The following is a 20,493-nucleotide window of genomic DNA, read 5'->3' as shown; positions in this document are numbered from 1 at the left end:
GCCGGATCCTCAGCGGCGGCGGACCAGCACCACGTGGTCGACGAGTTCGCCGGTCTCGCCGTTCGGGCCGGTGGCCTGGCGGCGCGGGGCGTCGAGCCGCTCGGTGTCCCACCGCTCGGGGTCGAGGTCGAGCGCGGCCAGGGTCTCCTGCGGCGTGGAGAAGCGCACGTGCGCGTGGTCGTGCCGTCCCCACGGCGGGACCTCGCCGTGCTCGACGATCAGCAGCCGGCCCCCGGGTGCCACGGCCCGGGCCGCCGAGCGGAGCAGTTCCGCCCGGGGAAACTCCAGCGGCGACTGGAGGAACTGCGCGGAGACCAGGTCGTACTCGCCCGGCGGGAAGGTGCGGGTGAGGTCGTGCCGGCGGAACTCGATGCGGGACGCGACCCCGGCGGAGCTCGCCTCCTCGGCCGCGCGGGCGAGGGCGGTCTCGGAGACGTCGACGGCGGTCACCCGCCAGCCCCGCCCGGCCAGCCAGAGCGCGTCGCCGCCCTCCCCGCAGCCGAGATCCAGCACGGTGCCGGCCGGCAGCGAGCCGGCGACGTCGACCAGGATCGGGTTCGCCCGGCCGCTCCAGACCCGCTCGTGCCGCCCGTAGTGCTCCTCCCAGAACCGCGCGGTCTCCTGGTCCACGTCCGGGTGCCGCCCGCCCTGACCGGTGGTCGTTGGGGTGTCGTCGTGCCGGTGCTGCCCGGCCGTCGTGTCGTGGTGCACGTCTCGTCCTCCTGCTGCGCTGCCTCGTGACCTGCTGTCCCGATCGTGCGCGCCGGCGGCGGAAGGAGCAAGCAATGTTGCCGGAACGGCAACAATGGCCGAGGCGGTGTCCGTCGCCCCGGCCCGGCCGTCGGCCGGCTGACGTGGTAGGACTGCTCGGTGCCGACCAACCGGGGCAGTTCCCCGACGAACACCGCCGAACCGCCCGCCACCCCCGGGCGGCGGGTGGACGTGGCCGCGACGCGAGACGCCCGGCGCACCCTGCTCGGCACACTCGGGGTGTCGGTCGTGCTGGCCGGGGCGTTCCTGCTCGCGCCGCCCATGGGCACCGACCTGGCGGCGCAGGCCGCCCGCGCCGGGTTCGCCGCCCGCCACGGCTTCGCGCCCATCGACTTCTCGTGGTACGGCGGCGTCAACCAGTTCGGCTACAGCCTCTACACCCAGACGCTCGGCGCGGCGGTCGGGACACGGCAGGTCGGCGCGGTCGCAGCCGTCGTCTCCGCCGTGGCGCTGGCCTGGTTGCTGCTGCGGGGGCGGGCCCCCAGGCCCCTGCTCGGGGGCGTGCTCGGCGCCGTGGTGCTGGTGGGAAACCTGGCCAGCGGCCGGATCACCTTCGCGGTCGGCCTGATGCTCGGCCTGCTGGGGCTCTGCGCCGTCGCGACCCACCGCGGCCCCCGCTGGGCGCGCCTGGTGCTGGCCGGGGCGCTGGGAGCGCTCGCGACCTGGGGCAGCCCGGTCGCCGGCCTGTTCACCGGGCTGGCCGGGGGAGCCCTCCTGGTCACCGACGTGTGGCGCGCTGCCGCACACCAGCGCGGTGATCACCAACCGTGGGCGCGGTCGCTGCGCGCGCTCCGGGCGGAGGGCCTGGTGCTGTGTCTGGCCCCGCTGGCCGCGATCGGGCCGATGGCGCTCATGTTCGGCAACGGTGGCCGGCAACCCTTCACCGCCGAGTCCATGCGGATCAACGTCGCGCTCGCCGTCGTGGTGCTCGCGCTGGTGCCGCTCCGGGTGCTGCGCGTGGGGGCGGCGCTCAGCGCGCTGCTGCTCGTGGCGGCCTACTACCTGCCCACCCCGATCGGGTCGAACGCGCTGCGCCTGCCGATGCTCTTCGCGCTGCCGGTCGTCGCCGCGTTCGTCGTGCTCGGCCCGCGGTGGCTGGCCGCCCTGCTGGCTGCCCTGCTCTGGTGGCAGTCGCCGGTGATGACCAGCGACCTGGCCCGGATGGGGTCGGCACCCGTGCACGCCGCGTTCTATGAACCGTTGCTGGACGAGCTGCGCCGGCGGGCACCGGTCGGTCGGGTCGAGGTCGTGCCGCTGCGCGACCACTGGGAGAGCGCGTACGTGGCGGAGGCCGTACCGGTGGCGCGCGGCTGGGAGCGGCAGGTCGACGTGGACCGCAACCCGCTGTTCTACGGCTCCGGGCCCGACGCCGCCGAGTACGGCGACTGGCTGCGGCGTAACGCGGTCAGCCTCGTGGCGGTGGCGCCCGAGGACGTCCCCGACCGGTACGCGCGCGGCGAGGCGGCTCTCGTGCTCACCGGGCAGCCGTACCTGCGCGAGGTGGCGCGGCCGGGCCGCTGGCGGCTCTACGAGGTGGTGGATCCCGCGCCGCTGGTCAGCCCGCCGGCCAGCCTCGTCGAGTCCACCGCGGCCGGCGTGCGGTTCACCGTCGACACCCCCGCCGACGTCCTGGTACGCGTGCGCTGGTCCCGCTGGCTGTCACTGCCGGACGCCGAGGGTTGCCTGCGCCCCGGTGCGGACGGCTGGACCACCGTGCGGGCGCGGGTCGCCGGCACGTACCGGGTCACCAGCAGCCTCTCCCCGGCGGGGCACTGCGGCCCGACCGGCTCGTGACGCGACGCCGCCCGGGGCCACCGGGGAGATCGGCTGGCAGTGCCCACCCGTCGGTCCCCGGCCGCCGTGCTGGCAGCATGTCGGGCGTGCCTCACCACCTCGCGCGCTGGCTCGGCCTCGCCGGCTCGACGCTGCTCGCCGTGGCCGCGTTCCTCGGCGGAGCGTTCCCCCACGGCAACCTGCGCCCAACCCCGGTCAGCATCTGGCAGGGCCCGTACGGCCCGCTGATCATCGCCACCTGGGCGGTCGGCACCGGCGCGATGGCGTACGCCTGGTGGACGCTGCGTGACCGCGTGCCGTCGACCCGCTGGGCGCTGGTCACCGTCGGGCTGTGGCTGCTGCCGCTGCTGGTCACGCCGCCGCTGGGCAGCCGGGACGTGTACGCGTACGCCTGCCAGGGGGCCAGCTACGCCGCCGGTCTGAACCCGTACGAGCAGGGCGTCTCGGCGCTGCCCTGCCCGTGGCTGGACACCGTGTCCTACATCTGGCGGGACACCTCGGCCCCGTACGGGCCGCTGTTCGTGCTGCTCGCCGGTGCGGTGGTGGAGGCGACCGGGTCGCTGGTCGGCAGCATCGTGCTGTTCCGGCTGCTCGCCGTGGCCGGCATCGGGCTGACGGCGGCCAGCCTGCCGGCGCTGGCCCGCCGCTGCGGCGTACCGGCCGGCCGGGCCGTCTGGCTGGCGCTGGGCTCGCCGGTGATCGGGGTGCACCTGGTCTCGGGGGCGCATAACGACGCGCTGATGGTGGGGCTGCTCGTCGCCGGGCTGGCGGTGGTGGTGTCCCGGCCGGGCCGCCCCGGGCCGCTGCTCGGCGGGGGAGTGCTGCTCGGGCTCGCCGCCGCCATCAAGGTGACCGCGCTGGTCGTGGTGCCGTTCGCGGCGCTGGCCGCGATCGTCGGGGCGTACTCGATCAGGGCGCTGGTGCGCGACGGCGGGTGGGTGGTCGGCGGTTCGGTCGCCGCCGTGGTCGGCGCGACCCTCGCCACCGGCCTGGGCTTCGGCTGGGTGACCGGGCTGGAACAGGGCGGCCTGGTGGTCGCCTGGACCTCGCCGTCGACGGCGGTGGGCCAGACCGTCGGCTACCTCGCCGCGCCGTTCGGCTGGCACGGTGATCCGCTGCCGGTCACCCGGGGGATCGGCATGGCGGTGCTGGCGCTGGTGCTGCTCTGGCTGTGGTGGCGGGCGCGGCACCGGGAGCCGATCTGGCACGCCGGCCTGGCACTGGCCGCCACGGTCGCGCTCGCGCCGCTCTACCACCCCTGGTACTGGGTGTGGCCGCTGGCGGTGCTCGCGGCCACGGCCCGGCGCACCGGGTGGTTCGCGGTCGTCGCGATCGTCTCGTCGTTCCTGGTGCTCGCCGACGGTACGGGGCTGCCCCGGTACACCAAGACCGTCGGGGCGCCGCTGATGACGCTGTTCGTGATCGTGGTGGTGGTCCGCTTGGTACGGTCGGCTCGGGCGGCACGTCGGCCGGCCGTCGTGGACTGAGGAGAGGTACGCCGGTGGCCACTCCCGGCGCTCCGCCGGCCTCGCCCGGCATCCCGCAGCCGCCCGGATCCCCGCCGCCGCCCCAGGGCCCGCCGCCATCCGGGCCCCCGCCGCCGTCGCCCGGCGCCGCCCGGTCCGCCCGCTGGGCCGGCCTGGCCGGGGCGGTGCTGCTGACCGTCGCCGGCTGGCTCGGCGGCGCGCTGCCCCGGGCCACCCCTGTGTCGGGCCCCGCCGACGAGCCGTGGACCGTCGCGCTGTGGCTGGGCGGCACCGGGCTGATGGTCGGCGCCTGGTGGGCGCTGCGCGGTGGCGCGCCGTCGATGCGGTGGGCGTACCTGACCGCCGGGCTGTGGGCGCTGCCGCTGCTGGCGGCCCCGCCGCTGGGCAGCCGGGACGTCTACTCGTACGCCTGCCAGGGCTGGGCGTACGCGCACGGCGTCGACCCGTACGCCACCGGCGTGGCCGAGGCCGGCTGCCCCTGGGTGGACGCGGTCGCGCCGATCTGGCGGGACACACCGGCGCCGTACGGGCCGGTCTTCATGCTGCTCGCCGCGCTCGCCGTGGCCCTCGGCGGTGGCCTGGTGGGCGCGGTCGTGGCGTTCCGCCTGCTCGCGGTCGCCGGGGTGCTGCTGGCCGCCGGGTGCCTGCCGGGGCTGGCCCGGGCCACCGGCGTGCCCACCCGCCGGGCGGCCTGGCTGGCGCTGGCCAGCCCGCTGGTCGGGGTGCACCTGGTGGCCGGCGCGCACAACGACGCCGTGATGCTCGGCCTGCTCCTGCCGGGCCTGCTGGTGCTGGTCCGTCGGCCCGGCAGGCCGGGGCCGCTGCTGCTGGCCGGGGCGCTGCTCGGGCTGGCGGTGACCGTCAAGGCGACCGCCGTGGTGGTGCTCCCGTTCGCGGTGCTGGCGGCGGTCCTCGGCCGCTACACCCTGCGGGCGCTGCTGCGCGACGGCGGCTGGCTGGCCGGCGGGGTGATCGGCGCGGTGGCGGCCACCTCGCTGCTGTCCGGCCTCGGCCTCGGCTGGGTCGGCGGGCTGACCCGCAGCGGCGACTCCGAGCAGTGGACCTCCCCGCCCACGGCGCTCGGCTTCGTCGTCGACTACGCGGGCGGGCTCGCCGGCCGGGAACCGGGCGCGGTGCCGGTCACCCGCGCGGTGGCTCTGCTGCTGCTAGCGGTGGCGGTGGCGGCGCTGTGGTGGCGCGCGTGGTCGGGTCTGCGCCGGCTGAACGACGTCCGGCAACGGGCGGCCCGCCTGGACGCCGCCCGCCCCCGGGCCGCCCTGCTCGGGGCCGGACTGGCGCTGGCCGCCACGGTCGTGCTGGCGCCGGTCTTCCACCCCTGGTACGCCACCTGGCCCCTAGCGGTGCTCGCGGTCGCTGCGGCGCGGACGACCTGGTTCGTGGCGCCCTGCGCGGCGGCGGCCTTCCTCACCCTGCCCGACGGCACCAACCTGGCCCGGTTCAGCAAGGCCCCGGGCGCGCTGGCGATGACCGCGCTGGCGCTCGGACTCACGGTGTGGGGCCTGCTCCGACTCCGCCGGACCGGTGCCGCGCATCCGGGCTGAGGAGCCCGTCCCGGCGGCGGCGGGGCCGTGCGGGGTGCTTCGGACGGCGGGGCCGTGCCGCCTGCTTCGGACGGCGGGCCGTGCGGCGTGCTTCGGCCGGCGGGTCCATGATCGGGGGATGAGCGCAACCGAGGAACCGTTGCCGGGCAACGCCACCGCCGGCGTGGTGCGCGTCGGCGACACCGTGCGCCGCCCGGTCGGCCCCTGGACCGACGCGGTGGACGCGCTGCTGGAACACCTGCACGCGGTGGGGTTCTCCGGCGCACCCCGACCGCTGGGCCGGGACGCGCAGGGCCGGCAGGTGCTGGAGTACGTCCCCGGCGAGGTCGGCGCGGCGTCGGGCACGTACCCGGTGGCGGACCTGTTCGCGATCGGCCGGATGCTGGCCGAGCTGCACGAGGCGCTGGCCGGTTTCATCCCGCCGGCCGGGGCGGCGTGGCAGCGGCTCATCCCGCCGGACCGGGAGGAACTCGTGTGCCACAACGACGTGGCCCCGTGGAACCTGATCAGGGCGGACCGGGGCTGGGTGCTGATCGACTGGGACGCCGCCGCGCCGGGCTCCCGGCTCTGGGACGTCGCGTACGCCGCGCAGAGCATGGGCGGCCTGCGCCCGGACCGGCCGGTGGCCGAGTCGGCGGCCCGGCTGCGCGCCTTCGCCGACGGCTACCGCCTGGACGAGGCGTCCCGTCCGGCCCTGGCCGCCACGCTGGGCCGTCGCGCCCGGGCCATGTACGACCTGCTGCGCGAGGGCGCGGAGCAGCGGCGCGAGCCGTGGGCCCGGATCTGGACCGAGGACGGCCCGTACTGGCTGGCCACCGCCGATCACCTCGACGCCCACGTCGACGCATGGGAGGCCGCCCTACGCTGACCGCCCTTTGCCGCCGCGAGCGGACCTCGCGCGGGTGCCGCTGCCGCTGGTCCAAGGGGCCCGCTCGGCGGTGCGTCCGCAGGTCGGGCAGCGGTCGCCGGTCCCGACCGGCCCAGCTCCACGCAGGCGCGTGCGCAGGGCGATCGCCAGCGGCAGCAGCGCGGGGCCGGCCAGGCCCACCACGACGGCCGTCGCGGCGAGCGCGTCCCAGCCGGGGTTGGGGGCGCCGCGCATGTTGCCGTCGAGCGCGCCGGCCAGCGGCTGAAGGAAGAGCAGGCCGAGCGGGGTCAGCAGCACCAGCAGCGCCCAGCCGCCCCGATGGTCGGCCCGCAGGGCCAACCCCGCGCCGAGCAGCAGCACCACGACGAGCAGCGTCACGGCGGCGCCGGGCAGGATTCCGCTCGCCGTCCAGCCGTGGTAGCTGACGTAGGAGTCGTAGCGGGGCAGCAGGTTGACACTCGTGAGGTTGGCGGCGGCGACCGCGAGCAGGGGCGCCGCCCGGATCAGCGCCGGCGGCCGTTCGGGCAGGCCCAGCGCCACCAGCCCCAGCCCGACCTGTGGCAACAGCACGAACAGCGGCGGTCGGGGCAGGCCGGCGAGGGTCGTGACCGGCACGACCGCGACGGTGAACAGCAGGGCGAGAGCCACGGCACGGCGGGTCCAGCGACCCGGTGCCGCCGCGTACACGGCCGCGGCGAGCAGCCAGGCGGCCCACACCCCGATCCCGAGCGAGACGAACGGCCCGGCGTGCGGCACGCCCCACTGCGCCATCGGCGGGTGCAGCTCCAGCCCCGACCAGGCCCCGGCCAGCGCCGTCGCGGTGAGGAAGGCGAGGACGGCGGCGAGGCGTACGCCCGGGATCAGGTCGGCGGCCCCGGCGGCCCGCAGCCGCTGGCGCAGGCCGCCGCGCAGCAGGTCCGCGGCGTCCGCCGGCGAGGGCCAGCGCCGCTCCGGGCCGGCCAGGTCGAGGTACGTGCCGACGATCTCCGCGCCGCGCGCCCGCCGGTATTCGGCCGGGTACGCCCGCAGCAGGCGGTGGTAGCGCCGCTCCAGCTCGCTCATGCCAGACCCCCGGCGGTACGCGGGGCGAGCGGCCGGGCCGCGCGGGCGCGCAGCCGGGCGGTGGCCGCCTCGACGTTGCGGCGCAGGCGCTCGGTCTCGGCGGCCAGCGTGGCGTCGCCGGCAGGGGAGAGGCGGTAGTAGCGGCGCAGCCGGCTGTCCACCACCTCCTCGCGGTCGACCTCGACCAGGCCGGCGTCGGTCAGCCGGTCGAGCGCCCCGTAGAGGGTGCCGGGGCGCAGCGACACGCGCCCGTCGGAGAGGGCGGCGACCTCGCCGATCAATCCGTAGCCGTGCATCGGCTCGCCGGCCAGCGCGGTGAGGATCAGGAAGGTGGGTTCGCGCAGCGGTGTGTCCACGCCCCGCAATATATCGGACGCGAAGGTATGCGGTGGCCCGTTACGTGCTGAACCTGCTCCGGCCGCGCCGTCCGGTCGTGCCGGCTGACTGGGCGCCGATGGCGCGTCGAGTGGAACACCACGGGTGTCAAAGCCCACCGGTGACACCCGTGGTGTTCCACCGGCCGGGTCGCGGAGCCGGTCGGGTCGGGGTGCGGGTGGGCCGGACGGGGCAGGCGCGTGCCCGTAGGGGGCGACACGCAGGAAGGCCCCGGGCGGACCCGGGGCCTTCCTGCGTGTCGCTGACTGCGTCAGCAGTCGAAGTACATGGCGAACTCGTGCGGGGTCGGGCGCAGGCGCACCGGGTCGACCTCGTTGGTGCGCTTCCACTCGATCCAGGTGGAGATCAGGTCGGGGGTGAAGACGCCGCCGTCGAGCAGGTAGTCGTGATCGGCCTCGAGGGAGTCGAGTACCGCCGACAGCGAGCCGGGGACCTGCTTGACGTCGCCCCACTCCTCCGGCGGGAGGTCGTAGAGGTCCTTGTCGATCGGCGCCGGCGGCTCGATCTTGCTCTTGATGCCGTCCAGGCCGGCCATCATCATCGCCGAGAAGGCGAGGTAGACGTTGGCCGACGGGTCCGGTACGCGGAACTCGACCCGCTTGGCCTTCGGGTTGTTGCCCGTGACGGGGATGCGGGTGCAGGCGGAGCGGTTGCGCTGGGAGTAGACCAGGTTGACCGGCGCCTCGAAGCCCGGCACCAGCCGGCGGTACGAGTTGATGGTCGGGTTCGTGAAGGCCAGCAGCGACGGGGCGTGGTGCAGCAGACCGCCGATGTACCAGCGGGCCATGTCGGACAGGCCGGCGTAGCCGGTCTCGTCGTAGAACAGCGGCTCGCCGTTGAGCCAGAGGCTCTGGTGGGTGTGCATGCCGGAGCCGTTGTCGCCGAAGAGCGGCTTCGGCATGAAGGTCGCGGTCTTGCCGTTGGCCCAGGTCTCGTTCTTCACGATGTACTTGAAGAGCTGGAGCTGGTCGGCGGCGTGCAGCAGCGTCGAGAACCGGTAGTTGATCTCGGACTGGCCGGCGGTGCCCACCTCGTGGTGCGAGCGCTCCACGGTGAACCCGCTGTCGACGAGGCGGCGCACGATGCTGTCGCGCAGGTCGGCGTAGTGGTCGACCGGCGGGACCGGGAAGTAGCCGCCCTTGTAGGGGGTCTTGTAGCCGCGGTTGCCGCCCGGCTCCTCACGCCCGCTGTTCCAGGCGCCCTCGACGGAGTCGATGTAGTAGAACGACTGGTGGGCCGAGGTCTCGTGGCGGATGGAGTCGAAGATGTAGAACTCCGCCTCCGCGCCGAAGTAGGCGGTGTCGGCGATGCCGCTGGCGGCCAGGTAGGCCTCGGCCTTCTTCGCCACGTTGCGCGGGTCCCGGCTGTAGGCCTCGCGGGTGAACGGGTCGTGGATGAAGAAGTTGAGCGCGAGGGTCTTCTGCGCCCGGAAGGGGTCGATGAAGGCGGTGGCGACGTCCGGGAGCAGGAGCATGTCCGACTCGTGGATCGCCTGGAAACCGCGGATCGACGAACCGTCGAAGGCCAGGCCCTCGGTGAAGAAGGCATCGTCGACAGACTCGACCGGCAGGTTGAAGTGCTGCATCACGCCGGGCAGGTCACAGAAACGTACGTCGACGAACTTCACGTCCTCGTTCTTGAGGTATCGCAGGAGTTCCTCGGGATTGGCGAACACACGTCCTCCTGGCACGTCCACGGGTGGCTAGGCTCCTGGCGACGCTATGGCCGCGCGGTTGCCCGGCCATGTCTTGAGTGTTTCTGCCGTGTTACGTCCCTCGCGGAGCGTCATCCGCGCCGCTCGGACGGGCCGAACCGGGCGGCCGGACGTCATCGGCTGTGCCATTCTATTGACAGTTGCTCGCCTTCGCCCCTTTTTGCCGCCCGCCCGCCCACCCGGGCAGGCGCACGGCGCACGCCCACCCCGCTACGGGCGGTCGTCCCGATCCGTCCATGCGACCTGGATACCCTTGACCGCTGTGACCAACCCGCATGATCGCCCCGTACCGCCCGCGTCGGATCCCGCCTTCACCCCGCCCAGCCTGGGCCGCCGGTTCGGCGCGCTGGTGATCGACTGGGTGCTCTGCCTCCTCGCCGCCAGGGGCTTCGCCGACCCGGTCCGCGACGGGTGGGCGCCCGTGCTGGTGCTGATCGTCGAGTACGGCTTCTTCCTCGGGCTCTTCGCGCAGACGCCGGGCATGTTCATCACGAAGATCCGCTGCGTCGCCTGGGCCGACGGCGGCCGCATCGGGGTCGCCCGGGCCCTGCTGCGTGGTCTGCTGCTCGCCCTGGTCGTTCCGGCCCTGCTGATGGACGGCCACCGCCGCGGCCTGCACGACCGCCTGACGGGCTCCGTCGTCACCGACGCCCCCCGCTCCTGACACAGGCGAAGAGCCGGGCCCTGCGAGAAGGCCCGGCTCTTTCGCGTACGCGTCGTGGGTCAGCGACCGCGCGTCTGGCGGAACGCGCCCCGCGCGGGCCGCATGTTCTTCGGGATCGCGCCCTTGGGCATCTGCGGGCGGGCGGTGAGCGCCTTGAGCCGCTTGTCCAGCGAGTTGACGTCCTTGCCGCTGAGGCTGCGCGGCAGCCGCATGAGCGTCATCCGCAGCTTGCGGATGGGCAGCTCGCCCTCCTCCTGGCCGATCACGTAGTCGAAGAGCGGCGCGGAGCCGATCACCTTCGCCAGCCGCCGCTTCTCCTGGCCGAGCAGGCCGCGTACCCGCTGCGGGTTGCCCTCCGCCAGCAGGATCACCCCGGGTCGGCCGATGACCAGGTGGACCATGTCCATCTGCGTGGTGGAGCTGACCGCCGGGGTGACCCGCCAGTCGCCGCGCATGTTCTCCATGATCTGGGCCGCCGCGCCGGGCTGCCCCTCGGCGGCGTTCATCATCGCCCGGTTGGAGCGCAGGTTGAGCACGATCAGCAGGCAGAGCAGGGCGAACAGAATGCCCAGCGGCAGCCAGATCCAGCCCCAGAGCATGACCGCGACCACGGTGAGCGCGAGCGGGATCAGCACCGCGCCGGCGGCCATCGGCGCGAACCACCGGTCCTGCTTGGCGGTGAACTTGAACACCATCCCGATCTGCTTCAGCCGCTGGCCGAACGAGACCTTCTCCTGGGGCTTTGCCATGCCGCAGAGTCTAGTGGTCGCCGCACGTCGCCCTGTCCGCGGCCGGGCTGAGTACCTTACGCCGCCCCGGCGCCCCGGCGGCCCGGGGTAAGGAGGGGCGCCGGGCGAAGATCAGGAGTGATACCCCTGCTTCTCCAGAGCGTCAGGCCGGCGTGCAGCGAGGGGGATCGCCTCGCTGAGATCCTTCTAGCGGCGAATTTGTTCGGCGCGATCCCGTAGATGAGTGCCCCTGACCAGTTCCGGGTGACCGGGCTGTGTACCTCGGTCAACGCGGTTTTGGCGCCGGCCCCATTGCAAATGTTGCGTAGTGGGGTCAGTTGTTGGTCGAGGCGGGCCTCTGGTCAAGCTGGATATCTATCTCCGCGTCGTGGTTCATCCTGCGAAGGGGCGACATTCTATTTAGTGGGCGCATCCAGGTCAAGCGCAATTCTCTAGGCGGTTTGTGAGGTGGACGGAGCGGGGGAGGTCGATGTTCTCGGGGTCTTGCCTCCGACTAGTGCATCTGGTTGTATCGATGGAGAAATATTGACCGAAGCGGGGGAGGGTGCAGTGAGAAGGCCTATTCTTAGTGCGGGGCGGGGATTCGTTGCCTTAGTTATGGCCGCCGGGGGGATAGTGGGAGTGCAGGTGGCGGCGACTGCCCCGGCGCAAGCCGCTGAACGGTGCGTCTCGGGAGCTTGGAATGCGCTGGGGGACGGCGAGGTGCTCCGCAGCGGTACGACCGGAGATACGCGTTATCCTGCGACCCTGCATGGGAAGACCGTGCGCCTCTACAGCAACCGCGCCAACGCGTCAGTGATCGCGAAGGTCGAGAACGCCTCTTCGGGGGACGTTGTCTCTATCGACAGGTCCAATTTCTCCGTGACTGGTACGGCGGAGCACTACTGGAAGACGACCAGCCAAATTCAGGCGTTGGGGACCTGGGACTACTGTCAAAAGACGGCAAGCTCGAGTGGCACCCTTACGTCACAGCGAATTGATGGCGCTCACCGCTACGTGCGGGTCTGCCTTCGTCGATCCGGCGCCCTGCAATGTACGAACGTCTGGTATGGCGACAACGATGACGATGCTGGCGATGTGACCCGTCAACCTTGATGGCGAGTCAATAGAGATCGAGGTTTGCGTAGTCTGTGATCCCTTGGCTGGGACGGTGTAGCGTTTTCCTGGCCAAGGGATCAACCTTGGTTGAACTGCCACGAAACCGGGTCAGCGCCTACGGCAAATCATTGCACGATCGCCTGAAGGCGGTAGCGACCAACGCCTAGCGGCGTACGCAGCAGCTATTGGACCCTGTCCTCAGCAAGAAGCATGCCGCGGGCCTCGAGCGCCTGCCGGTAGAGCCGCCCGGCCCGGTACGACGAGCGCACCAGCGGCCCGCTCATCACGCCCGCGAAGCCGATCTCCTCGGCCTCCTCGCGCAGCTCGACGAACTCCTCCGGCTTCACCCAGCGGGTGACGGGGTGGTGCCGGGGGGTGGGGCGCAGGTACTGCGTGATGGTGATCAGCTCGCACCCGGCGTCATGCAGGTCGCGCAGCGCCTGGGAGACCTCGGCGCGCTCCTCGCCCATGCCCAGGATCAGGTTGGACTTGGTGACCAGCCCGTCGGCGCGGGCCTGCCGGATCACGTCCAGCGACCGCTCGTAGCGGAACGCCGGCCGGATCCGCTTGAAGATCCGCGGCACGGTCTCCACGTTGTGCGCCAGCACCTCCGGCCGGGCGCCGAAGACCTCGGCGAGCTGCTCGGGGACCGCGTTGAAGTCGGGGATCAGCAGCTCGACGCCGCAGCCGGGCTGGAGGGCGTGGATCTGCCGGACGGTCTCGGCGTAGAGCCAGGCGCCGCCGTCGGGCAGGTCGTCGCGGGCCACGCCGGTGATGGTCGCGTAGCGCAGGCCCATCGAGACCACCGACTCGGCGACGCGGCGCGGCTCGTCGGCATCGAACTCGGCCGGCTTGCCCGTGTCGATCTGGCAGAAGTCGCAGCGCCGGGTGCACTGGTCGCCACCGATGAGGAAGGTGGCCTCCCGGTCCTCCCAGCACTCGTAGATGTTGGGGCAGCCGGCCTCCTGGCAGACCGTGTGCAGCCCTTCGCGCGTCACGAGCCCGCGCAGCTGGGTGTACTCCGGCCCCATCTTGGCCTTGACCTTGATCCACGGCGGTTTGCGCTCGATCGGCGTCTCGGCGTTGCGCGCCTCGATCCGCAGGAGGCGCCGCCCCTCGGGGGCGGGCGTCGTCGTGCGCGCTGCCTGGCCGGTCGTCGGCGCGGAGTGCTCGATCGTCACGAAACCGAGCCTACGCCCGACGGTCGCCGTCGATGTAGCGCGGGCGACGGGCGTCACCCCGGGAACCTTGTGACGCCGGCCACCGGGGCAGGGGAAATCCCGTCACAGGAGCGTCGGCGGGGGTGCTAGCGTGCCCGGCAGAGCTGTGACGGAGCCGAGTAGCGCCCCGACCCGCCAGTTGAAGAGAGCCGCCGGTTGCTGTGAGGCGGTCTGGCACCGGGCGCGTGAAGACCCTCCCGAGCTGCGGGAAGAACGGCGGGTGGCCGACGCCGCGCGACTGCGCGGACGGCACCCCGCCCAGTAGAGCCCGCCCGGCTGGCCCCGGTGAAAAGGCGACGAACGAGGCCCCCGCCAGCGGGGGCGAAGGTGTGGTGGCACCGCGAGGTTTCCCGCTCGCCCACACCTCCCGGGGATCGCGTTGCGATTATCGAGGAGGTACCGCCGTGCAACGCATCCTTTCCACCCAGCTCTCCGCCCATGTCGGCGTGCCCGTCCGGATCGCCGGCTGGGTGCACCGCCGCCGCCTGCTCAAGTCGGTGGCCTTCCTGATCGTGCGGGACGCCGCCGGCCTCGCCCAGGTGGTGGTCGCCGACCCGGCCGTGCGCGCCGAGGTGGAGGCACTCACCGAGGAGACGGTCGTCGAGGTCACCGGCACGGTGGTCGCGAACCCGACGGCCCCCGCCGGGGTCGAGCTGACCGCGCCGACGGTACGACCGCTCGGTCCGCCCGCCGTACCGCCGCCGTTCGACCTGTACCGGCCGGCGCTCACCGCGAGCCTGCCCACCCAGCTCGACCACGCTCCGGTGGCCCTGCGCCACCCGACCCGCGCGGCCGCGCTGCGCGTCTCGGCGGCGGCGGTGGCCGGCTTCCGGGCCGCGCTCGACGCCCGCGACTTCGTGGAGATCCACACCCCGAAGGTGGTCGGCTCGTCCACCGAGAGCGGGGCGAACGTCTTCGCGCTGGACTGGTTCGGCCGGCCCGCGTACCTGGCCCAGTCGCCGCAGTTCTACAAGCAGCTCATGGTCGGCGTCTTCGAGCGCGTCTACGAGGTCGGGCCGGTGTTCCGGGCCGAGCCGCACGACACCGTCCGGCACCTGGCGCAGTACACCTCGCTCGACGCCGAGCTGGGCTTCGTCACCGACCACCGGGACGTGATGGTCGTGCTGCGCGACACGCTGGCCGGGATGCTGGGCAGCGTCACCGAGCGGGCCGGTGCCGCGCTGGCCACGCTGGGCGTCACCGCCCCGGACGTGCCGGCGGAGATCCCGGCCGTGCACTTCACCGAGGCGCTCCGGATCGCGGGCGCGCCGGCCGACGAGCCGGACCTGGCCCCGGCGCACGAGCGGGCGCTGGGCGAGTGGGCGCGGCGGGAGCACGGCTCGGAGTTCCTCTTCGTCACCGGCTACCCGATGGCGAAGCGACCCTTCTACACCCATCCGGACCCGGCGCGGCCCGCGTACTCCAACGGGTTCGACCTGCTCTTCCGGGGCCTGGAGCTGGTGACGGGCGGGCAGCGGCTGCACCGGCACGCCGACTACCTGGCGGCGCTCGCCGCCCGGGGCGAGCCGGTCGAGCCGTACGCCGGCTACGTCGACGCGTTCCGGCACGGGATGCCCCCGCACGGCGGCTTCGCCATCGGGCTGGAACGTTTCGTGGCCCGCCTCACCGGCGCAACCAACGTCCGCGAGGTCACGGCCTTCCCCCGCGACCTCCACCGCCTGACCCCGTAACGCCCCCGACCCCCGGCCCACCGCGGTGGGCCGGGGTGGGGTCAGGGGCGGGGTGGGCCGAGGAGGTCCCAGAGGTTGCCGGCGATGTCGCGGAAGACGGCGACCCGGCCGTACGGCTCGGCGCGCGGCGGCTTCACGAACTCGACGCCCGCCTCGACCATCCGCCGGTGGACGGCGTCGAAGTCGTCGACCTGGAGGAAGAAGCCGACCCGGCCGGCGACCTGGTCGCCGACCGATCGGGCCTGCCGGTCGCCGTCGGCGCGGGCCAGCAGCAGCCCGGTCTGCGCCCCCGGCGGGCGGACGACGACCCAGCGCTTCGGCCGGCCGTCGTTGGTCAGCGACGGGGAGTCCTCCACCAGTTCGAAGCCGAGCACCTCGGTGAAGAAGTCGATGGCCGGGTCGTACTCGGCCACGACGATCGTGACCAGGTCGATCCGCACCGGTCAGGCCGTGACGAGGGTGGGCAGGTGACGCTCGACGACCGGCAGCACGTCGGCGACGGTGACCGGGTGGCCCAGCTCGGCCGTCAGGGAGGTGACGCCGGCGTCGCGGATGCCGCAGGGCACGATCCGGTCGAAGTGCCCGAGGTCGCAGTCGCAGTTGATGGAGAAGCCGTGCAGGGTCACCCCGCGGGCGACACGGATGCCGATGGCGGCCACCTTGCGGGCCGGCCCCCGGTCGTCCTCGGGCACCCAGACCCCGCTGCGCCCCTCGACCCGGCCGGCGGTCAGCCCGAACTCGGCGCAGACGTCGATCAGCAACTGCTCGGTGCGGCGGACGTAGGCCACCACGTCGACCGGGTCGGGCAGCCGGACGATGGGGTAGCCGACCAACTGCCCCGGGCCGTGCCAGGTGATCTTGCCGCCCCGGTCCACGTCGACGACCGGGGTGCCGTCCATGGGGCGGTCCCACGGCTCCGTGCGCTTGCCGGCGGTGTAGACGCTCGGGTGCTCCAGCAGCAGCACGGTGTCACCGCGTTCGCCGGCCACCACCGACTCGTGCAGGCGGCGCTGCTCGTCCCAGGCGGCCTGGTAGTCGAGGACACCGGCGCGGACGGCCGTGAGGCCGGGGGTCGTCGTGGTCACGCCGCCAAGCCTAGACCCGTACCGGCCGGTCACCATCGGTGACGCGGCTCACGAGGAGGACCGGCGGCGGGCGGCCCGGGCGGCCCGGCTCAGCCCTGCGGGACCCGCCACAGCCACACGTCGTCCACCCGCTCGGGCGGGCCGAGCAGCGCGGTCACCGTACGCCGGATCGCCTCCTCGTCGACCGGCCACTTCGCCCCGTGCACCTCGTCGGCCAGCACGACCGTCTCGATGCGCCAGTGCCGCAGGTCGGCGCGGACCTCCTGGATGCTGCCCTCGGTGATGATCGGCGCCAGCCCGCTCCGGCCGGCCTGGTCCACCAGCGCGCCGAACGGGCGCGGCGTCGGGCCGATGCGCCCCCGGCCGTCGGGGCCGCCGGGGCCGAGGAAGAAGCCGGAGGGGATCGCGAACTCGCCCTGCCGGTGCGCCAGGGCGTACGCCTGCCAGCGCTGGCCGTCGGGATAGACGTCGAGGGTCAGCGGCACCGGGGTCAGCACCCCGCCGGGGGAGACGTACTCCCGCCACGTCCCGGCGGTGATGAAGCGCGGGATCGGCTCGCGCTCGATGGTCAGCAGCGGGGTGGGCACCAGCGGCAGCAGTGCCAGCGCGAACCCCGCCCACCAGGCCAGCCGCGTCCGGCGGCGCCGGGGTGGGGCGGCCCGGAGCTCCTCGACGGCGTACGCGAGCAGCACTCCGATCACCGGCGCCACGATCAGCGCCAGCCGGGCCGGCAGGGCGGCGTTGACCACCGGCAGGTGCCCGAGCAGGTCGAACGGCATCGGCAGGTCGACGCGCCGCCCGTCGACCTTGGCCACGGGGCCGAACGACAGCACCGTGAAGACGGCGGCGGTCACGCCCAGCGCCCAGAGCGTCGCCCGGCGGCCCGCGTCGGCCCGGCGCCACAGCGCCACGAAGCAGGCGGCGGTGAGCAGCAGCAGCGGAATGCCGAAGAAGGAGTTCTCCTCGGTCGGGTTGGGCGCGAGCTGGGTGCCCAGCCCCGCCTCCCCGGCGAGCGAGCGGCGCGGGTACGCCGCGTAGGCGACGACGTCCTCGGAGTGGATGACGGCGTCGAAGCCGGTGCCGTGGAAGCGCTGCGGGCCGGCGAAGTGCAGCCACAGCGGGTACGCCAGCAGCACGCCCGCGACGACGGCGGTGACGCCGAGGCCGCGCAGGAAGGTCGGCAGCACCGCGCGGGCCTCGGCGCGGTGGGCCGGGTGCAGCGCCCAGACGGCGACGAAGACGCCGAGCGCCAGCGCCGTGAAGAAGAGCCCCTCGGCGGCGATGGAGAAGGCGACGGCCACGACCGCGCCGAGGATCGCGCCGTCGCGCAGCGGGTGGCGGGAGCGGCGCAGCGCGAAGGTCCGCCAGATCAGCAGCGGTACGAGCCAGCCCGCCGTCCAGTTCAGGTGGGCGTTGGCGTGCGAGACCATGCCGGGGGAGAAGCCGATGAACAGCCCGCCGACGGCTGCGGCGAGCGGGCTGCGGAGCAGGTGCCGGGAGAGCAGCCAGTACCAGGCCAGCGCGGTGGCGGCCAGGTTGAGGGTGAGGATCACCAGGAACGTGGCCGGCGGCCCGATGAGGTACGTCAGCGGCGCGAAGAGCACCGCGTAGACGGTGATCGAGGTGTTGACCGCGAGGTTCACCCCGTCGGGCACGTTGACCAGGTAGGTGAAGAGCGGGTTGTCGCCGTGGGTCACCGCGTGGCCGCCGAAGGCCAGCAGCCACTCGAAGAGCGCCTGGTCGCTGGAGTTGACCGTGATGGTGCGGGTGTTCGGGTCCCGCCACAGCCCGCTTGTCACCCAGACGGCGAGCGCCAGCGCGACCAGCGCCACGGTCAGGTCGGCCCGCCGGTGGCGGACGACGCGGGGCGGCGGGGCCGGCGAAGGCGCCAGGGACGGGGAGGTCGGCACGCAGCGGACGTTACCAACCGCACCGGGGCAGGCCGGTCAGGACGCACATCCCTCGGGACGGGAATGTGTGAGCGTGCCCCATGTCACAACATCGACGCATCGACGTAACGTCGCGGCAATTCGCGGGTGACCCAGTTCACACCCCGTCCCCAGGAGGCCCCCGTGCGCCGCTCCCCGTCCCTGCTCGCCCGGCTGACCGGCGTGGTCGCCGGGGCCGTCCTCGCCGCCGCCGCGGTGACGGCCGTCGCCGCCCCCGCCCAGGCCGCCACCCTGACCCAGGTCACCAACTTCGGCTCCAACCCCGGCAACCTCGCCATGTACGCGTACCGGCCCGACAACCTGCCGGCGGGGGCCCCGGCCGTCGTACTGCTGCACGGCTGCACCCAGAACGCGGCCGGCTACTTCGCCAACTCGGGCTGGCAGAAGTTCGCCGACCAGTGGAAGTTCGCCCTCATCGTGCCGCAGCAGTCCAGCGCCAACCAGCCGCTGAGCTGCTTCAACTGGTTCGTGGAGCAGGACATCACCCGCGGCTCGGGCGAGGCGCTGTCGATCAAGCAGATGGTCGACCACGCCCGCAACAACTACGGCACCGACGCCCGCCGGGTCTTCGTCAGTGGGCTCTCCGCCGGCGGGGGGATGAGCGCGGTCATGCTCGCCACCTACCCGGACGTCTTCGCCGCCGGCTCGGTCGTGGCCGGCCTGCCGTACCGCTGCTCCCCGCCCGCCTCCACCAGCACCTGCCAGTACAGCGGGGTGAACAAGACCCCGCAGGAGTGGGGCAACCTCGTGCGGGCCGCGTATCCCGGGCACACGGGCCCGCGCCCCCGGGTCGCCGTCTGGCACGGCACCTCGGACTCCACGGTGGTACCGGCCAACGCCACCGAGCTGCGCGACCAGTGGACCAACGTCCGGGGTGTCCCGCAGACCCCCACCCGCACCGCGTCGCTGCCCGCCAACACCGCCCTGGAGGTGTACGGCAACGACGACGTGCGCGTCTACCGGGTCTCCGGCATGGGCCACGGCACCCCGGTCGACCCGGGTCCCGGAGCCGAGCAGTGCGGCACCGCCGGGGCGTACCTGCTGGACACCATCTGCTCGGCGTACCACGACGCGGTCTTCTTCGGCCTGAACGGGAACCCCGGCCCGAGCCCCACCGCGACGCCGACGGCGACCCCCACCACGACCCCCACGGCCACCCCGACCGCCTCCCCGACGGCGTCCCCGACCTGCGTCACGGCCAGCAACTACGCCCACGTCACCGCCGGCCGCGCCTACCACTCCGGCGGCTACGCCTACGCCAACGGCTCCAACCAGCGGATGGGCCTCTACAACACCTTCTACACCAGCACCCTCAAGCAGACCGGCCCCAACCACTGGGTGATCGGCTGCTGATCCGCTACGCGCTGCCCTTCCCGACCTCGGGCGGCGTGTGCCCGGCTCCCATGGGGGCCGGGCCCGCCGCCCGGGCGGCCCGGCCGCCGATCTCACGCAGGTACGCGACGAGTTCCGGCGGCTCGTGCACCTCGAACTCGCAGCCGAGCGTCAGCAGCCGCCAGGCCAGCCATTCCAGGGTGTCGGTGTGCCCGCTCAGCCGGCAGCTGCCGGCGTCGATCGGCACGAGATCGCCGGGCGCGTCGCCGACCCGGCCGGCCACCGCCTCGACGGGGGCGTGCAGGGTCGCCACCGCACGGTGCACCGGGGTCCGTTCGAGTAGCTTCTCCGTCACGTACGCGGCGGCGTCCGGGGCGGGCAGTTGCCGTGGCGCGGCGCGCACCCCGATGGAGACCGGCTCGCCGATCCGGTCCACCCGGAAGATCCGCCAGTCGTCCCGGTCGTTGTCATAGCCGACGAGGTACCACCGGCGTCCCGCCGACACCAGCCGGTGCGGCTCCACGCGGCGCTCGGCGGCCACGCCGTCGTGCCGACGGTAGGTGAACCGCAGCCGCTCGCGGTTGGCGATGGCGGCGGCGAGCCCGGTCAACTGCTCCGGACCCACCGTCGGCCGGCTCCAGGTCAGCATGGGCTCGGTGGCGGCGCCCAGCGCACCGACGCGGTGCCGCAGCCGGGCGGGCAGCACCTGCTCCAGCTTCGCCAGCGCCCGGACCGACGCCTCCTCGATGCCGGTCACCGCGTGCCCGGCGGCGGTCCGCAGGCCCACCGCGATCGCCACGGCCTCCTCGTCGTCGAGCAGCAGCGGCGGCATGGCCCGGCCCGCGACCAGCCGGTAGCCGCCGACCGCGCCCATCGTGGCGCGCACCGGGTAGCCCAGCTCGCGTAGGCGCTCCACGTCGCGGCGGATGGTCCGCGGGCTGACGCCGAGCCGCGCGGCCAGCTCGCTGCCGGGCCACTCGCGAGGGGTCTGCAACAGCGACAGCAGGGTCAGCAGTCGGCCGGGGGTGTCGGGCACGGCGCCGAGAATGCC

General features: G+C 73.7%; 17 protein-coding genes. 7 read left to right on the top strand and 10 right to left on the bottom strand.

Annotation, left to right across the window (positions count from 1 at the left end; translation table 11 throughout):
* Positions 1-9: 9 nt before the first annotated feature.
* On the bottom strand, positions 10-711 hold the full coding sequence (locus ACTMS2_RS08755) for an SAM-dependent methyltransferase (RefSeq protein WP_441174954.1): 702 nt from the start codon (positions 709-711) through the stop codon (positions 10-12).
* A 159-nt stretch (positions 712-870) separates the two neighbouring features.
* Between ACTMS2_RS08755 and ACTMS2_RS08750 the strand changes: the two genes are divergently transcribed.
* The 4 genes from ACTMS2_RS08750 to ACTMS2_RS08735 all read left to right on the top strand — a co-directional run bounded on the left by ACTMS2_RS08750 (position 871) and on the right by ACTMS2_RS08735 (position 6,482).
* Entirely contained in the window at positions 871-2,565 is a 1,695-nt protein-coding gene (locus tag ACTMS2_RS08750) for a hypothetical protein (RefSeq protein ID WP_441174953.1), read from the top strand.
* A gap of 86 nt (positions 2,566-2,651) precedes the next feature.
* Entirely contained in the window at positions 2,652-4,052 is a 1,401-nt protein-coding gene (gene mptB, locus ACTMS2_RS08745; RefSeq protein WP_441174952.1) for a polyprenol phosphomannose-dependent alpha 1,6 mannosyltransferase MptB, read from the top strand.
* Between the two features lie 152 nt (positions 4,053-4,204).
* Positions 4,205-5,614 carry a polyprenol phosphomannose-dependent alpha 1,6 mannosyltransferase MptB gene (gene mptB, locus ACTMS2_RS08740; protein WP_441175143.1) on the top strand — a complete coding sequence of 470 codons (1,410 nt, stop codon included), beginning with the start codon at positions 4,205-4,207 and terminating at the stop codon, positions 5,612-5,614.
* Between the two features lie 118 nt (positions 5,615-5,732).
* Positions 5,733-6,482 carry a phosphotransferase gene (locus tag ACTMS2_RS08735; protein ID WP_441174951.1) on the top strand — a complete coding sequence of 250 codons (750 nt, stop codon included), beginning with the start codon at positions 5,733-5,735 and terminating at the stop codon, positions 6,480-6,482.
* Here the strand turns inward: ACTMS2_RS08735 and ACTMS2_RS08730 are convergent.
* The 3 genes from ACTMS2_RS08730 to glnA all read right to left on the bottom strand — a co-directional run bounded on the left by ACTMS2_RS08730 (position 6,474) and on the right by glnA (position 9,615).
* Positions 6,474-7,544, bottom strand: coding sequence for a hypothetical protein (locus tag ACTMS2_RS08730; RefSeq protein ID WP_441174950.1), 1,071 nt, complete (start codon positions 7,542-7,544; stop codon positions 6,474-6,476). The two genes, ACTMS2_RS08735 and ACTMS2_RS08730, sit on opposite strands and share 9 nt — an antisense overlap.
* Entirely contained in the window at positions 7,541-7,900 is a 360-nt protein-coding gene (locus ACTMS2_RS08725) for a PadR family transcriptional regulator (protein WP_441174949.1), read from the bottom strand. Before ACTMS2_RS08725 ends, ACTMS2_RS08730 begins: the two co-directional genes overlap by 4 nt.
* 290 nt (positions 7,901-8,190) lie before the next feature.
* The gene (glnA, locus tag ACTMS2_RS08720; protein ID WP_088999117.1) at positions 8,191-9,615 is read right to left on the bottom strand and encodes a type I glutamate--ammonia ligase; all 1,425 of its coding nucleotides are present in this window, start codon (positions 9,613-9,615) and stop codon (positions 8,191-8,193) included.
* A gap of 301 nt (positions 9,616-9,916) precedes the next feature.
* Between glnA and ACTMS2_RS08715 the strand changes: the two genes are divergently transcribed.
* The gene (locus tag ACTMS2_RS08715) at positions 9,917-10,318 is read left to right on the top strand and encodes an RDD family protein (protein ID WP_392567291.1); all 402 of its coding nucleotides are present in this window, start codon (positions 9,917-9,919) and stop codon (positions 10,316-10,318) included.
* Between the two features lie 59 nt (positions 10,319-10,377).
* Here the strand turns inward: ACTMS2_RS08715 and ACTMS2_RS08710 are convergent, their stop codons facing one another.
* Both ACTMS2_RS08710 and lipA read right to left on the bottom strand, forming a co-directional pair.
* Complete coding sequence (locus ACTMS2_RS08710; RefSeq protein WP_101412071.1) at positions 10,378-11,067, bottom strand: DUF4191 domain-containing protein; 690 nt, start codon at positions 11,065-11,067, stop codon at positions 10,378-10,380.
* A gap of 1,280 nt (positions 11,068-12,347) precedes the next feature.
* A complete protein-coding gene (gene lipA, locus ACTMS2_RS08705; RefSeq protein WP_441174948.1) occupies positions 12,348-13,403 on the bottom strand; it encodes a lipoyl synthase in 1,056 nt (351 codons plus the stop codon).
* Between the two features lie 386 nt (positions 13,404-13,789).
* On the opposite strand from lipA, the gene aspS reads away from it, so the two are divergent.
* Positions 13,790-15,076 carry an aspartate--tRNA(Asn) ligase gene (gene aspS / locus ACTMS2_RS08700; RefSeq protein ID WP_250100991.1) on the top strand — a complete coding sequence of 429 codons (1,287 nt, stop codon included), beginning with the start codon at positions 13,790-13,792 and terminating at the stop codon, positions 15,074-15,076.
* 41 nt (positions 15,077-15,117) lie between these two features.
* On the opposite strand, the gene ACTMS2_RS08695 is transcribed toward aspS, so the two are convergent.
* From ACTMS2_RS08695 to ACTMS2_RS08685, 3 genes are all read right to left on the bottom strand, one after another.
* A complete protein-coding gene (locus ACTMS2_RS08695; protein WP_441174947.1) occupies positions 15,118-15,516 on the bottom strand; it encodes a VOC family protein in 399 nt (132 codons plus the stop codon).
* Positions 15,517-15,519: 3 nt separating this feature from the next.
* The gene (gene lipB / locus ACTMS2_RS08690) at positions 15,520-16,161 is read right to left on the bottom strand and encodes a lipoyl(octanoyl) transferase LipB (protein WP_441174946.1); all 642 of its coding nucleotides are present in this window, start codon (positions 16,159-16,161) and stop codon (positions 15,520-15,522) included.
* 89 nt (positions 16,162-16,250) lie between these two features.
* Positions 16,251-18,071 (bottom strand): DUF3488 domain-containing protein, encoded by a 1,821-nt coding sequence (locus tag ACTMS2_RS08685; protein ID WP_441174945.1) that lies wholly within the window; start codon positions 18,069-18,071, stop codon positions 16,251-16,253.
* A gap of 162 nt (positions 18,072-18,233) precedes the next feature.
* On the opposite strand from ACTMS2_RS08685, the gene ACTMS2_RS08680 reads away from it, so the two are divergent.
* Entirely contained in the window at positions 18,234-19,463 is a 1,230-nt protein-coding gene (locus ACTMS2_RS08680) for an extracellular catalytic domain type 1 short-chain-length polyhydroxyalkanoate depolymerase (RefSeq protein ID WP_441174944.1), read from the top strand.
* A gap of 4 nt (positions 19,464-19,467) precedes the next feature.
* On the opposite strand, the gene ACTMS2_RS08675 is transcribed toward ACTMS2_RS08680, so the two are convergent.
* Positions 19,468-20,478, bottom strand: coding sequence for a helix-turn-helix transcriptional regulator (locus tag ACTMS2_RS08675; RefSeq protein WP_441174943.1), 1,011 nt, complete (start codon positions 20,476-20,478; stop codon positions 19,468-19,470).
* Between the last annotated feature and the right edge of the window lie 15 nt (positions 20,479-20,493).

The sequence above is a fragment of the Micromonospora sp. SD12 genome, assembly GCF_052068495.1.
GTDB classification, from domain to species: domain Bacteria; phylum Actinomycetota; class Actinomycetes; order Mycobacteriales; family Micromonosporaceae; genus Micromonospora; species Micromonospora echinofusca.
This window is presented reverse-complemented; position numbering and strand designations above follow the sequence as displayed.